The 13850-nt window shown below is 64.9% G+C and carries 11 protein-coding genes; 6 read left to right on the top strand and 5 right to left on the bottom strand.

Annotation, left to right across the window (positions count from 1 at the left end):
* Positions 1-27 precede the first annotated feature (27 nt).
* Together F757_RS0112455 and F757_RS0112460 are read left to right on the top strand one after the other, a co-directional pair.
* The gene (locus tag F757_RS0112455) at positions 28-1227 is read left to right on the top strand and encodes an acetyl-CoA C-acyltransferase (RefSeq protein WP_027211673.1); all 1200 of its coding nucleotides are present in this window, start codon (positions 28-30) and stop codon (positions 1225-1227) included.
* 164 nt (positions 1228-1391) lie between these two features.
* Positions 1392-2162, top strand: coding sequence for an enoyl-CoA hydratase (locus F757_RS0112460; RefSeq protein ID WP_027211674.1), 771 nt, complete (start codon positions 1392-1394; stop codon positions 2160-2162).
* Positions 2163-2271: 109 nt separating this feature from the next.
* Here F757_RS0112460 and fdhD read toward each other — a convergent pair whose 3' ends face one another.
* Positions 2272-3099: a formate dehydrogenase accessory sulfurtransferase FdhD gene (fdhD, locus tag F757_RS0112465; RefSeq protein ID WP_027211675.1), complete on the bottom strand. Its 828-nt coding sequence runs from the start codon at positions 3097-3099 to the stop codon at positions 2272-2274.
* A gap of 121 nt (positions 3100-3220) precedes the next feature.
* Between fdhD and F757_RS0112470 the strand changes: the two genes are divergently transcribed.
* Positions 3221-3697, top strand: coding sequence for a nitrate reductase associated protein (locus F757_RS0112470; RefSeq protein ID WP_027211676.1), 477 nt, complete (start codon positions 3221-3223; stop codon positions 3695-3697).
* 537 nt (positions 3698-4234) lie between these two features.
* The gene (locus tag F757_RS0112475) at positions 4235-7345 is read left to right on the top strand and encodes a sensor domain-containing protein (protein ID WP_027211677.1); all 3111 of its coding nucleotides are present in this window, start codon (positions 4235-4237) and stop codon (positions 7343-7345) included.
* 248 nt (positions 7346-7593) lie between these two features.
* Here F757_RS0112475 and F757_RS0112480 read toward each other — a convergent pair whose 3' ends face one another.
* Complete coding sequence (locus F757_RS0112480; protein ID WP_027211678.1) at positions 7594-8208, bottom strand: glutathione S-transferase; 615 nt, start codon at positions 8206-8208, stop codon at positions 7594-7596.
* A gap of 170 nt (positions 8209-8378) precedes the next feature.
* On the opposite strand from F757_RS0112480, the gene F757_RS0112485 reads away from it, so the two are divergent.
* Positions 8379-9299: a LysR substrate-binding domain-containing protein gene (locus F757_RS0112485; protein ID WP_027211679.1), complete on the top strand. Its 921-nt coding sequence runs from the start codon at positions 8379-8381 to the stop codon at positions 9297-9299.
* A 39-nt stretch (positions 9300-9338) separates the two neighbouring features.
* Here the strand turns inward: F757_RS0112485 and F757_RS0112490 are convergent, their stop codons facing one another.
* Positions 9339-9734: an acyl-CoA thioesterase gene (locus F757_RS0112490; protein WP_013338031.1), complete on the bottom strand. Its 396-nt coding sequence runs from the start codon at positions 9732-9734 to the stop codon at positions 9339-9341.
* A 200-nt stretch (positions 9735-9934) separates the two neighbouring features.
* On the opposite strand from F757_RS0112490, the gene F757_RS0112500 reads away from it, so the two are divergent.
* A complete protein-coding gene (locus F757_RS0112500; RefSeq protein WP_027211680.1) occupies positions 9935-11845 on the top strand; it encodes an ABCB family ABC transporter ATP-binding protein/permease in 1911 nt (636 codons plus the stop codon).
* A 28-nt stretch (positions 11846-11873) separates the two neighbouring features.
* Here F757_RS0112500 and murU read toward each other — a convergent pair whose 3' ends face one another.
* Both murU and F757_RS0112510 read right to left on the bottom strand, forming a co-directional pair.
* Positions 11874-12581: an N-acetylmuramate alpha-1-phosphate uridylyltransferase MurU gene (gene murU / locus F757_RS0112505; RefSeq protein ID WP_198021388.1), complete on the bottom strand. Its 708-nt coding sequence runs from the start codon at positions 12579-12581 to the stop codon at positions 11874-11876.
* Positions 12582-12590: 9 nt separating this feature from the next.
* Entirely contained in the window at positions 12591-13712 is a 1122-nt protein-coding gene (locus F757_RS0112510; RefSeq protein ID WP_027211682.1) for an aminoglycoside phosphotransferase family protein, read from the bottom strand.
* Between the last annotated feature and the right edge of the window lie 138 nt (positions 13713-13850).

Here is a 13850-nt window from a genome sequence, read left to right on the forward strand (position 1 = left end):
CGACGAGCGGACATTCTGGAGAAACAAATGAGCAAGCAATTGCAAGACGCCTACATCGTCGCCGCGAGCCGCACGCCTATCGGCAAGGCGCCGCGCGGCGTGTTCAAGAACACGCGTCCCGACGAACTGCTGGTGCACGCGATCAGATCGGCGGTGGCGCAGGTGCCTGGCCTCGACACCAAGGTAATTGAAGACGCGATAGTGGGTTGCGCGATTCCCGAGGCGGAGCAGGGGCTGAACGTCGCGCGCATGGGCGCGCTGCTGGCCGGTCTGCCGCAATCGGTGGGCGGCGTCACGGTGAACCGCTTCTGCGCGTCGGGCCTGACCGCGCTCGCCATGGCCGCGGATCGCATCCGCGTCGGCGAATCGGACGCGCTGATCGCGGGCGGTTGCGAGTCGATGAGCATGGTGCCGATGATGGGCAACAAGCCGTCGCTGTCGCCGCATATCTTCGATCGCAATGAAGACATCGGCATTGCATACGGCATGGGCCTGACCGCCGAGAAAGTTGCCGAGCGCTGGAAGATCAGCCGCGAAGCGCAAGACGCGTTCTCGGTCGAGTCGCATCGCCGTGCAATTGCCGCACAGCAAGCGGGCGAGTTCAACGACGAAATCGCCACGTACACGGTCACAGAGCGCTTTCCGGATCTGGCCACCGGCGAAGTGCGCGTGAACACGCGTGAAGTCTCGCTAGACGAAGGCCCGCGCGCCGACACGTCGCTCGAGGGCCTCGCGAAACTGCGCACCGTGTTCGCGAACAAAGGTTCGGTGACGGCCGGCAACAGCTCGCAGACGTCGGACGGTGCGGGCGCGCTGATCGTCGTGTCGGAAAAGGTCCTGAAGCAGTTCAATCTGACGCCGCTTGCGCGCTTCGTGAGCTTCGCGGTGCGCGGCGTGCCGCCGGAAATCATGGGCATCGGACCAAAGGAAGCGATTCCGGCGGCGCTGAGGGCCGCGGGCCTCAAGCAGGACGACCTCGACTGGATCGAGTTGAACGAAGCGTTCGCCGCGCAATCGCTCGCCGTGATCCAGGACCTCGGCCTCGATCCGTCGAAGATCAACCCGCTCGGCGGCGCGATCGCGCTGGGTCATCCGCTTGGCGCGACGGGCGCGATTCGCGCGTCGACGGTCGTGCACGGCCTGCGTCGCCGCAACTACAAGTACGGCATGGTGACGATGTGCGTGGGCACCGGCATGGGCGCAGCGGGCATTATCGAGCGGCTGTGATACGGCCGGCCTCGACCCCGGCGCCAGGCCGCGCGGCGCCAACAGATTGAGGCGCCACAAACGGTTCGCAGGCTCGACGCTTGCGGACCGTTTTCGCATTTTCAGCAGCAGTGCTGCGCAGCGGTCCGTGCAGCAGATTCGTGCAGCAGTTCAAGGAGACGACGATGACGACAGATATTCTGGTCGAGCGGGCGAACGGTGTGCTGACCCTTGCCTTTAACCGGCCGGACAAGAAAAACGCGATCACGGCCGCGATGTATCAGATCATGGCCGACACGCTGGTCGGGGCTCAAGACGACGCCTCTGTGCGCGCAATCCTGCTTCGCGGCAGCGCGAAGATTTTCAGCGCGGGCAACGATCTCGAAGACTTCATGAAGTCGCCGCCCATGGGCGAAAACGCGCCGGTATTCCAGTTCCTGCGCGCGATCAGTTCGGCCGAAAAGCCGGTGGTGGCGTCGGTGGCAGGGCCGGCCGTGGGCATCGGCACCACGCTGCTGCTGCATTGCGATCTCGTGTATGCGGCCGATTCTGCGAGCTTTTCGCTGCCGTTCGCGCAGCTCGGGCTGTGTCCCGAAGCAGCGTCGAGCCTGCTTTTGCAACGCGTCGCCGGCTATCAGGCGGCGGCCGAAAAGCTGCTGCTCGGCGAGGCGTTCGACGCCGCCGAAGCGCAACGCATGGGCTTCGTGAACCGCGTGCTGCCGGCTGCGGAAGTGGACGCGTTCGCGGCATCGCAAGCTGCGAAGCTCGCCGCGCTGCCGGCCTCGTCGTTACGTGTGACAAAGAGCCTGATGAAGCGGGCAAGCCGGGAGGAACTGCAAACGCAGATGTCGGAGGAGGCGGTGCACTTCGGCAAGATGCTGGTTGCGCCCGAAGCGCGCGAGGCGTTCAAGGCGTTCTTTGAAAAGCGCAAGCCGGACTTCCGGCAATTCGACTGAGCGAAGCGCCGCGCGGATCGGGGAAGCGCGGCGCGGACCGACGGAAGCCGGGCGCGTCAACGCGCTCGGCCGCGCGGTGCGTCGAAGCGCTCGGCCCGCGCAGGGCGGCTCAAGCTTGCGCGGTATCGTAGTCGACGTAACTGGTTTCGCGGCAGAAGCTGACGAGCCGCACCCCCGCCTTGCGTGCAATCGCAATGGCCAGCGACGACGGCGCCGAGATCGTCGCGAGCATCGGCACGTCGACGCGCGCCGCTTTGCGCACCAGTTCGTAGCTCGCGCGGCTCGACAGGAACACAAAGCCTTCTTTGGTGTCCACTCGATCGAGCACGAGCTGGCCGATCAGCTTGTCGAGCGCATTGTGGCGGCCGACGTCTTCGAACGCGTAGCGGATCGCGCCGGCCGCATCGCACCACGCGGCCGCATGCAGGCCGCCGGTCAGCCGGGTCAAGGCCTGGTGCGCGGGCAATTCGCGGGCTGCGCGCGCAATCGCGTCGGGCGCGAGCCGTTGCAGGAAGCCGGTGTCGGGCACGCGTTCGGGCTTCAGATCGAGCAGATCGATGCTCTCTATGCCGCACACGCCGCAGCCGGTGCGGCCCGCTAATGCGCGGCGCTTCTCCTTCAGCGCGACGAACGCCTGCTGTACGACCTGCAGGTGTACTTCCGCGTGCGGCAATTCGCCGTTGTCATGCAGCTCGACCTCGATGTCCTGAATGTCGCTGCCGCGCTCGACAATCCCTTCCGAAATGGCAAAGCCCACCGCGAACGCTTCCAGATCGCAGGGCGTGCACATCATCACCGCGTGCGAAATGCCGTTGAAAACGAGCGCGACCGGCCACTCCTGAACGATGTGGTCGGTGACCGTTTCCACCGCCGCGCCGCGATGGCGGTGCACCTCGCGCTCTACCGCGCCGGGCTGGCCTGTTTGCAGTTCGTCCAAGCTGATTGACTCCATTGATGCCGCGCGCGTGCGGCTTGCTGCGCCGCCGACGCACGAATAAGCTTCTAAAATACCTCAAGCCGGGCTTGTGCGTTTGCCCATCATTCACGAGGACACTGTCATGGGACTGAACGAAGCACCGCTGCTGTTCGACTTCGAGGTGGAGTCGTCGGAGAATTTCACCTATATCCCGATGTCGGTTCGCTTTAATCTCGATCGTTTCGGATTGCGCATTTCGCTCGCGCAATGGCAGATGCTGCCGCTGGAGGACCGCAAGCTCCTCGCGCGTTTTCCCGTTGCGGAAGACACCGAGATCGAGCCCAACTTCGATCACGCGCTGTTCGAGATGCTGCGCACTCACGCGAATGTCGAGCCAGAGTGGTTCGCGCCGGAGGAAGCGCCGGCGTGGCGCAATACGGAGAGCGTGCCCGATAGTGTCGAGCGTCAGGCCAAACTGGCGGGCCTCGCCGCGCCGAGCGCCGCGCGCTGGGCGCAACTCGACCCGTTCCAGCGGTACGTGCTCGCCAAGCTGTCGCGCAAGCAGGAGATCAATCACGACTTCATCCCCGCGATGAAGGAATTTGGCGCGGCCGGCTAGGCGCGGCCGGCAAGGTGCGGCTGGCTGGGCGCTGTGGACTAGGCGCGGTCGGCTACACGCGGCTGAGCAAGTGCGGCTGATCAGTGCGGCTGACCAGTGCGGCTGACCAGTGCGGCTGACCAGTGCGGCAGGCTGGTGCGGCAGGCCCGGCGGACCCGGCGGGGCACGCGAACCGCTTGCCCCGCTACCGCATAACCCGCTACAGAGCACGAGCGCCACCGCCCCCCGCCGACGCGCACCCTGCCAGCGCCCCCCCTGCCAGCGCACACCCTGCCGACGCACACGCCGCCGACGCACACTCGCGCCGACGCACACCCGCGCCGAAGCACCTCCGCGGCACCCCACCTCCCGCGGCACCCCACCTCTCCCCGCCNCCCCACCTCTCGCCCCGCCAATTTTTTCACCCCGCACCCTAAATCCCGCCCGAACGCTGCCGTTATCCATAGGTTGGCGCGTAAAAGACTCGCATCGATGCTGCCGGGCGCATCGCAAGCGGCCTCGCGCTCCCGCCCGAAGAACGATCGACGTTCGGAACCCATGACTCCTTTCATCTCGAAGCGGCTGCTGATCAACATAGCGGTCGTGGCTGTCGCACTTGGCGCAAATGCGTTCGTCGCGTGCTTGCAGATTGCCGGCCAGCACGAGGCCGACGCCCGCATGCTGCATTCGACGCGCGTTCGCCACAGCCTCGACGCCTATCAGTCGGCGCTCGACGGCGGCCTCGCCGCGCTCGCCCGCTTCGAAGCTTCGGGTAAAGCGGCACCCGTCGACGCCGCCACGACGATGAGCACGGCGCTCGTCAGTCTGGAAACCACGTTGCGCGGCGAACTGGCTACAGAGCCGCCCATGCTCGTTACGCTGGCACAACTCGGCACGGACCGCGACGCGCTGCAACGCGACATCGACGATGCACTGCTCGCGCGCGACGCACAGGACCCGGCCGCCTCGCGCGCATGGGCCGCGGCGTCATACATGCATGTGGGGCTGGGGCTGCAACGCGTCGAGGCGGGCGTAGCCGCGCTGCGGGCCGCCGAGAACCGTGCGCTGGACCTGACGCTTGCCGCGTCGTCGAAACAACGGCGGCGCGCCACCGTCCTCCTGATCCTGACCATGCTCGCGGGCAGCGCGCTTTTGCTTTTCACGTTCGGCGCACGCGAAAGCAGCGCGCGCAAGAAGCTGCACAGCGTGCGCGCGCTAGGCCGCAACGACGAGCGCTTTCGGAGCCTGTTCGACGATCATCCGGTGCCGATGTATATCTTCGACCGCGAAACGCTGCGCTTTCTCGCCGTCAATTCGGCCGCGATCCAGCAGTACGGCTATTCGGAGAGCGAGTTTCTCGACATGACAATTCGCGCGATCCGGCCGAACAGCGAGATTGCGCGGCTCGAATCGCATTTGCAGCGTTCCGACAGCGCGCAGCCGGGGCGCACGATGGCGGGCATCTGGCATCACCGGCGCAAGGACGGTTCGCTGATTAGCGCAGACATCTCCTATCACGCGCTGAACTTCCTGGGCCGCGCAGCGTTTTTTGTTCTCGCCGACGACGTCACCGAGCAGATCAACGCCGAAGCGGAGGCGCAGCGCTCCAACCAGATGCTCGAAACGGTGATCGACAACATTCCACAGCGCATTTTCTGGAAGGACCTGGAGTCGCGCTATCTGGGCTGCAACATGGCGTTCGCACGCGACGCGGGGTTGTCGTATCCCGAGCAGGTGGTCGGCAAGAGCGACGCGGACATGCCGTGGCGCGCGTTCGCAGAGCTGCTGAACGCGCACGACCGCGAAGTGGTCGAGACGGGCGTGCCGAAGATGAGCTTCGAAGTCGACGTGGTGATCGACGGTGTACACCGCACCACGGTCACGAGCAAGCTGCCGTTCACCGACGGCGACGGCCGGGTGATCGGCGTGCTCGGCTCGTATACGGACATTACCGAACGCAAGCGGGCGGACCTCGCGCTGCGCCTGCAAAGCCGCGCGCTGGATGCAAGCGTCAACGCGATTCTGATCACCGCGCCTTCGCCGGCTGGCAACCTGATCGAATACGTGAATCCGGCCTTCATGCGTATTACGGGCTACGATCCGGCAGAGGTGATCGGCCACGACTGCCGTGTACTGCAACGCGACGATCGCGAGCAGGAGGGCGTCGCGCTGATCCGCGAGGCGCTCGCCGCCAATCGCGAGGTGAGCGCGGTGGTGCGCAACTATCGCAAGGACGGCGCGCTGTTCTGGAATCAGCTCTTCATTGCGCCGGTGCCGAACGCCGAGGGCGTGATCACGCACCACATCGGCGTGATCAACGACGTGACCGACCTGATGCGCTATCAGGAACAGCTCGAATACCAGGCCAACTACGACAGCCTCACGCGCCTGCCGAACCGCAACCTGCTGCGCGACCGTCTGCAGCATGCGCTGATCGTCGCGCAGCGGCAGCACAAGGGCGTCGCGGTGGTGTTCATGGACCTGGACGGTTTCAAGAACGTCAACGACAGCCTCGGTCACAGCATGGGCGACAGGCTGCTCGGCGTCGTCGCCGAGCGGCTCGCGCGCTGCACCCGCACGAGCGATACGGTCGCGCGCCACGGCGGCGACGAGTTCGTGATCGTGATGACCGATACCGTCGACGAACAGTCGCTGATTGCATGGATGGAGCGCGTGCGCGCGTCGGTTTCGGAGCCGGTCTGGCTCGACGGCACCGAGCTGTACGTCGGCTGCAGCATGGGCGCAAGCCTTTTCCCGCAAGACGGCGACGACGCGGAAACGCTGATGAAAAAGGCCGACCTCGCGATGTATCGCGCGAAGGACATGGGCCGCAACACGTTCCAGTTCTATCAGCCGGAGATGAACGCGAGCGCGGGCGCGCGGCTGAACCTGGAGAGGCGTCTACGGCGTGCGCTTCGGGACAATCAGTTTCTGCTGCACTATCAGCCGCAAGTGGACATCCACACCGGACAGATTGTCGGCACAGAGGCGCTGGTGCGCTGGCACGACCCCGAAGGCGGGTTGATACCGCCGTCGTCGTTCATTCCGGTCGCCGAGGAAAGCGGGCTGATCGGGCCGCTGTCGGAGTGGGTGCTGCGTGAAGCCTGCCGTCAGAACAAGGCGTGGCAGAACCTGGGCTTGCCGCCGGCGCGCGTTTCGGTGAACCTGTCGGCGCGCGTGTTCCAGCAGCGCGACATCGCCAGGCTCGTCATGCAGGTGCTGGACGAAACCGGGCTCGAGCCGCAATACCTGGAACTGGAGCTGACCGAAAGCGCGATCATGCGCAACGCGGAAGAAGCCGTCTCCATGCTCAACGAACTGAGCGCGCTCGGCATCGGCCTTGCGATCGACGACTTCGGCACCGGCTATTCGAGCCTTAGCTATCTGAAGCGTTTTCCGGTGGACCGGTTGAAGATCGACCGCTCGTTCGTGTCCGACATCGGCATTTCAGCCGACGACGAGACCATTACCTCGGCGATCATCGCGCTCGCGCATTCGCTGAAACTGCAGGTGATTGCAGAGGGCGTGGAGACCTCGGCGCAGCTGGACTTCCTGAAAGAGCGCGCGTGTGACGAGATGCAAGGCTTCTACTTCGCGAAGCCGATGTCCACGGACGCCATCTCCGAACTGATGAAGGGCGGCACCGCCCGCGAGGCGGCGCTCGCGTGAAACCGCGGCGAGCCGGGCGGCCGCGAGATGGCTACGAGAAGGCGACGCGACGAGAAGGCCACGAGAAGGCCGCGAGAAGGCGACGAGATGGCCACGGGGCATTGCCTCGTGGCGGCGGATGATCGGCCCGTGCTGCGAGCCGCACGCTTGGAGCCGTGCCGCGAGCCGTCAGCGGCGGTGTATATCGCGGCGGTTGCTCCGCGCTGCCTGGCTGGCAATCCGCTCACGCGTCGGCCGCCGCGTATGGCTCACACCGCCGGCGTGCTCACGAAAACCGGCAACTGCTCCGCCGCCGCCGAAAACGCCTGCAAATGGGGATGCGCGCTCGCGCTGACGATCTGCGGCAGCATCATCTGCGTGAAATTCCAGGCGACCGCAAGCGTGACCTCGGCCGCGCCGAAGTCGTCCGCGCGAGTCGGTAGCGGCGAGGTTGCCGCTTCCCGTTCGAGCTCGTTATACGCTGCGAGCAGCTGCCCGCGCACGCGCTCCATCCAGGGTTCGTGCTGCTTGTCGAGCGGCCGCAGATTGCGCTCGTAGACGATCTGCACGGTCTTGTCGCAAGCCGCGAGCGCGAGCCCGGTCAGACGCGCGGCGCGCAGGCACTCGTCGGGGCGCGACGGGAATAGCCGCTGCCCGGGGCCCGCGAGCGACGCGAGGTATTGCAGGATCACCGTCGAGTCCATCACGGTCTTGCCATTGGCCGCGACGAGCGTCGGCGCCTTCACGACCGGGTTGATGGCCGCGAACTGGTCGTAGGTGCTGAATACCGAAATCGGCGCATGCTCAAAGTCCAGGTTGAGCATTTTCATGCAGATAGCGACCCGGCGAACGTATGGCGAGTCGAGCATTCCGATCAGTTTCATGTCTTTTCCGTTAGAAGTTCTATCATGATGCGCCAGCGCTGGCCGCCGCTCCGGTGGTGGACTGTCCACACCGCGTGGTCGGGCGCAGCACACCTCAGGCCAATAGGTTAAGCATCCTCGCGCGCGAGAAAAAGCGAAATTATTCGACGATTTACGTCAGAATCCCTTACATGAAGCCCATTCCGCCCTTGACCGCTTTGCGCTGCTTCGAGGCCGTCGCGCGCCTCGGCGGCGTGACGCAGGCCGCCCGCGAACTGCACGTCACACATTCGGCGGTGAGCCAGCAAATCAGGGTGCTCGAGGAGACGCTGGGCGTCGCGCTCTTCGTGCGCGAGGCACGCGGTCTGCGACCGACCGACGAAGGGCGCTTCTACGCGCTCGAGGTTCGCGCGGCGCTGCGCGACATCACGCAGGCCACGCGCCGCGTGCTCGCGCGTCCGCACGAGAGCGAGCTGGTGATCGCGACCTTGCCGTCGTTCGCGCAGCATTGGCTGGTGCCGCGTTTGCCCGGCTTTCGCGAAGCGCATCCGTATTACCGGGTTCGGCTCGTTACCAGCTTGCAGCTCGAAGATTTGCGCCACGGCGCGAGCGATATCGGCATTCGCATGGGGCAGGGCCATTGGCCCGACGTCGCCCAGCAAAAGCTATTCGACGATGAAATGATCGTGGTGGCCGCGCCGCATTTCGCGCTCGCGCCAGATGGCCGCTTTCCGGTCACTGCAGAGGAGGTGATTGCGTGTCCGCTGCTCTCGAGTCCCGACGCGCCGTGGGCCGACTGGTGCGCAGCCGCTCAGGTGGAGCAACCGCCTGCTGCACGCGTGGTGTTGTCCGCGAATGATTCGAATGTGGTGATCGGCGCGGTGTTGCTCGGCCAGGGTGTCGCGCTCGAGCGGCGCAGTCTCGTGGCGCACGCGCTCGCCCGTGGCGAGCTGGTGCAGATTACGGCGGTTCGCGTGCCTTATCGCTACCCGTACTGGCTCGTGTGGCAGCAGCGCGAAACGCTCACCGCGCAGCAGGCGCATTTCGCGCAGTGGCTGGAGGCAGAGGTCGACGCGTATCTGCGAGCGAACGCGGCGCTGACGGATCAGTAGTGCCGCAATGGGGCGCGCGGCGCGGGCCGCGGCCGTCGTTCAGTCGAGGGCGGGCAGCGCGCGCGGGCGGCGGTCGCTGTCGGTGGCGACATAGGTCAGCGTGGCCTCCGTCACCTTCACGATGTCTTGCGCGAGGCTCATACGCTGCGCGTAGACCTCGACCGAAACGGTGATGGACGTATTCCCCGTTTTCACGATGTCCGCATAAAAGCTCAACAGATCGCCGACGAACACCGGCTGCTTGAACAGAAACGAATTGACCGCGATGGTCGCGACGCGTCCGTTCGCGCGGCGGCTTGCCGGAATCGAGCCCGCAATGTCGACTTGCGCCATGATCCAGCCGCCGAACACGTCGCCGTGAATATTGGCGTCTGCCGGTTGCGGCATGACGCGCAGCGCGCAAGGTTTCTGCGGGAGTTGGAGAAGGTCGGTCATCGGGTTGCCCTGGAAATGCCAGTTAGCCGGCGAAAGCGGGGTGAGCCCGCTTCTGCGACAATATAAAGATCAGGAATTGTACGGGAAAGCACCTCACGAGGTTGCGCGACCAGCCGTGCGCGGGCAAGTGCGTCCACGCGTGCTGCGCTCTGGGCCACTGCTGCGGGCTCCGGCATTCCACCTCCTCCCCACCCGAACCCATGCGCCGCTCGCTTCCGTCCGAACCCTCGCCCATTTCCACTCAGCCGCGCAACGACTGGCAGACCATTCTGTCGCTGTTGCCGTATCTCGCCACGTACAAATGGCGCGTCGCCTTCGCGCTGAGCTGCCTGATCGGCGCGAAGATAGCCAACCTGGGCGTGCCGATCGTGATGAAGCGCATCGTCGACAGCCTCGCTTCGGTGCAGCATCTCACCGCGCTCGGCCGCGCTCACGATTCGCCAGGCATCGTGCTGCTCGGCGGAGTCGGCCTGCTGGTGGTCGCGTATGCGGTGGTGCGCCTCTCCACATCGCTCTTCACCGAGCTGCGCGAAATCCTCTTTTCCAAAGTCACCGAGAGCGCCGTGCGCCAACTCGCGCTCAAGGTGTTCCGGCATCTGCATGGCCTGTCGTTGCGTTTTCATCTCGAGCGGCAAACCGGCGGCATGTCGCGCGACATCGAACGCGGCACGCGCGGCATCACCCAGCTCATTTCATATTCGCTGTACAGCATTCTGCCTACGCTCGTCGAAGTCGGCCTCGTGCTGGGCTTTTTCGTCGTCAAATACGAGGCGTATTACGCGGTGGTCACGTTCGTCGCGCTGGCCGTGTACATCGTATTCACGGTGAAGGTGACTGAGTGGCGCACGCATTTTCGCCGCACGATGAACGATCTGGACTCGAAGGCGAATTCGCGCGCAATCGACTCCCTGCTGAACTACGAGACCGTCAAGTACTTCGGCAATGAAGAGTGGGAAGCGAACCGCTACGACGAAAACCTGAAGCGCTATCGCACGGCGGCAATCAAGTCGCAGCGCTCGCTGTCGGCACTGAACTTCGGGCAGCAGGCGATTATCGGCACGGGGCTCGTATTCATTCTGTGGCGCGCCACAGAAGGCGTGATGGCCGGGCGCCTCACCCTCGGCGATCTCGTGCTGATCAACACGTTCATGTTGCAGCTGTATATTCCGCTCAATTTTCTCGGCGTGGTGTATCGCGAGCTCAAGCAGAGCCTCACCGACATGGACCGCATGTTCACCCTGCTCGGCGCCGCACAGGAAGTGCCCGACGTGCCGGATGCGCCCGGGCTGCAGGTGAGCGGCGCGCAGGTGCGCTTTGAACACGTGAACTTCTCGTATGAGCCGGCGCGGCAGATTCTTCATGACGTGAGCTTCACGATTCCCGCCGGCACCACGACCGCGGTGGTCGGGCATAGCGGCTCGGGCAAGTCGACGCTCGCGCGGCTCATGTTCCGCTTTTACGATCTGGATCGAGCGACTGGCGGCGCAATCAACATCGACGGTCAGGACATTCGCGATGTAGCGCAGGCCTCGCTGCGCGCGTCGATCGGCATCGTTCCGCAGGACACGGTGCTCTTCAACGATTCGATCTACTACAACATCGCCTATGGGCGGCCATCGGCCACGCGCGAGGAAGTCATCGCGGCGGCGCGCGCCGCGCATATCCACGAGTTCATCGAGGGGCTGCCCAAGGGTTACGACACGCCGGTCGGCGAGCGCGGCCTGAAGCTCTCGGGCGGCGAGAAGCAGCGCGTAGCCATTGCGCGGACCATCCTGAAGAATCCGCCCATTCTGCTGTTCGACGAGGCGACTTCGGCGCTCGATTCGCGTTCGGAGCGCGCGATCCAGCACGAACTCGATCAGATCGCGCGCGAACGTACCACGCTCATCATCGCGCACCGGCTCTCCACCGTCGTGCACGCTCAGCAGATCATCGTGATGGATAAGGGACGCATTGTCGAACGCGGCACGCATGCCGAGCTGCTGCGCGCGAATGGCCTGTTCGCACAGATGTGGGCGCTACAGCAGCAACGCGCGGCCGAGGCGTCGCAAGCGGTGGACAGTGCCGGCGCGGCAGTCATGCCGGACAGCGCGGACTTGCCCGCGCGTTGAGCGCTTCTGTGGGGCCGCGTCGCGGCGCTCAGCCTGCGCGCAAACGCCTGTCCAGTTGTTCAAGCTGCGCGGGCGTACCGACGTTTTCCCACAATCCCTCGTATAACTCGCCGGTTGCTAGGCCCCGCCCAATCGTTTCACGGTAGTACGGCCTCAGCGCGCGCCGCGTGCCGCGCGGCAGATCGCGGAACATGCGCGTGTCGTAGAGACCGATGTTGCCGAACGTGAAGCGCGGTCCAGCGTCGAGCGAAAGAACATCGCGGGTGAGTCCGAAGTCGCCGTCCGGATGAAACGGCGGATTCGGCACCATCACGAGGTGCATGCCGGGTTCCGGCAATCTCTTCAACGTTTCTGCGCAGCGCTGTAAAGAGGCGTAATCGAACTCCGCGTACACGTCGCCGCTTACCGCAACGAACACTTCGCTCGAACCTTCGTTTTCGAGGAGAGGCAGCGCTTGCACGATGCCGCCGGCGGTTTCCAGCGCTTCATGCTCGGGTGAATAGCGCAACTCGACGTTCCAGCGCGAACCGTCGCCGAGCGCGGCTTCGATCTGCTCGCCGAGCCACGCGTGATTGATGACGATGGTCTCAAAGCCCGCGCGCGCGAGCCGTTCGATCTGCCAGACGACGAGCGGCTTGCCGCCGGCTTCGAGCAAGGGCTTCGGACGCGTGTCGGTCAGCGGACGCATGCGCTCGCCGCGGCCCGCGGCGAAAATCATCGCTTTTTTCAGGGACATTGTGATTAATCAGAACGTGTAGCCGACTTCGTTCGCGCGGCCTTCAAGCTCGTCGAGCAGCTTCGCGAACGGACGCAGCGGCGCATAACGTTCGGCCACTTTGCGCGCATAGCCGATAAAGCGCGGCAAGTCGTTCATGTAATGCGGCTTGCTGTCGCGATAATTGATGCGGCAGAAAAGACCCAGTACCTTGATGTGCCGTTGCAGGCCCATCCATTCGATCTGACGGTAGAACTCTCCGAAATCGGCGTCGACGGGCAGGCCGGCTTTCCTCGCGCGCTCCCAGTAGTACACGAAGCAATCCAGCTCGAACTCTTCGTCCCAACTGAGAAAGGCGTCGCGCAACAGCGAGGCGACGTCGTAAGTGATCGGGCCGTACACCGCGTCCTGGAAGTCGAGCACGCCCGGGTTGGCCTGCTTCGCCGCGTTGACTTCGCCGGGGGCCCCGCCCGCCGGCTCCATCACCATCAGATTGCGCGGCATGAAATCGCGCAGCATGAACACCTGCGGCTGGGCTCGTGCGCTTGCAATCAGGAGCGCGAAGGTGCGGTCCAGCACGCCGCGCGTGCTCTCGTCGACTTCGCGCGTCAAGTGCCTGCCGATGAACCACTCGGGCATCAACTCCATCTCGCGGCGCAGGAACGCTTCGTCGAACGGCGGCAGCACGTCTTCGCGTGAGGCGAGCTGCCAGCGGATCAGCGCGTCGAGCGCGTCGCGCATCAGCGTGCGCGCGCGGCGCGAGTCGTTGTCCTGCTGCGCGGCACTCAGCGCGCCGAGGTACGACGCGGTGCCCAGATCGGTGACGAGCATCAGGCCCGCGTCGAAATCCACTTCCAGAATGCGCGGCACATGCACGCCGGCAGCCTCGAGCAAGCGGGCGACCTGCACGAACTCGCGGCATTTTTCGGGCGGCGGGGCGTCGACGGCGATCAGCGTGCCGAGGTTTTCGCCTTGCGCCGCCTTACCCGCGAGCCGGAAATAGCGGCGAAAACTGGCGTCGGACGAAGCCGGCGCGAGCGTACCGAGATCGAGTGCATAGCGCTGCGCATGGCTTTGCAGCCAGGCCGTAAGCTGTGCGAGGCGGCTGTCGCCGCGAGGGGGTGTGAAGTCTTGGGAAGGAGGCAGCGTCATGAAAACCGGCGGCAAATTCAGAGGGGCAACGTCTTGCCATATAATACCCCACGACTTTTTTGACGCGACTCACGCCAGCTTTCGCGTATTCCGCTTCACCGCCCGCCTCACCGTTCGGAGATTGTAAATATTGATGTG

Source organism: Burkholderia sp. WSM2232, from assembly GCF_000472545.1.
Classification (GTDB): Bacteria; Pseudomonadota; Gammaproteobacteria; order Burkholderiales; family Burkholderiaceae; genus Paraburkholderia.

What these genes read in the sequence shown, in the direction of transcription:
- F757_RS0112455 (WP_027211673.1), top strand. Translation starts at nt 28, where the DNA reads ATGAGCAAGCAATTGCAAGACGCCTACATCGTCGCCGCGAGCCGCACG.
- F757_RS0112460 (WP_027211674.1), top strand. Translation starts at nt 1,392, where the DNA reads ATGACGACAGATATTCTGGTCGAGCGGGCGAACGGTGTGCTGACCCTT.
- F757_RS0112470 (WP_027211676.1), top strand. Translation starts at nt 3,221, where the DNA reads ATGGGACTGAACGAAGCACCGCTGCTGTTCGACTTCGAGGTGGAGTCG.
- F757_RS0112475 (WP_027211677.1), top strand. Translation starts at nt 4,235, where the DNA reads ATGACTCCTTTCATCTCGAAGCGGCTGCTGATCAACATAGCGGTCGTG.
- F757_RS0112480 (WP_027211678.1), bottom strand. Translation starts at nt 8,208, where the DNA reads ATGAAACTGATCGGAATGCTCGACTCGCCATACGTTCGCCGGGTCGCT.
- F757_RS0112485 (WP_027211679.1), top strand. Translation starts at nt 8,379, where the DNA reads ATGAAGCCCATTCCGCCCTTGACCGCTTTGCGCTGCTTCGAGGCCGTC.
- F757_RS0112490 (WP_013338031.1), bottom strand. Translation starts at nt 9,734, where the DNA reads ATGACCGACCTTCTCCAACTCCCGCAGAAACCTTGCGCGCTGCGCGTC.
- F757_RS0112500 (WP_027211680.1), top strand. Translation starts at nt 9,935, where the DNA reads ATGCGCCGCTCGCTTCCGTCCGAACCCTCGCCCATTTCCACTCAGCCG.
- murU (WP_198021388.1), bottom strand. Translation starts at nt 12,581, where the DNA reads ATGTCCCTGAAAAAAGCGATGATTTTCGCCGCGGGCCGCGGCGAGCGC.
- F757_RS0112510 (WP_027211682.1), bottom strand. Translation starts at nt 13,712, where the DNA reads ATGACGCTGCCTCCTTCCCAAGACTTCACACCCCCTCGCGGCGACAGC.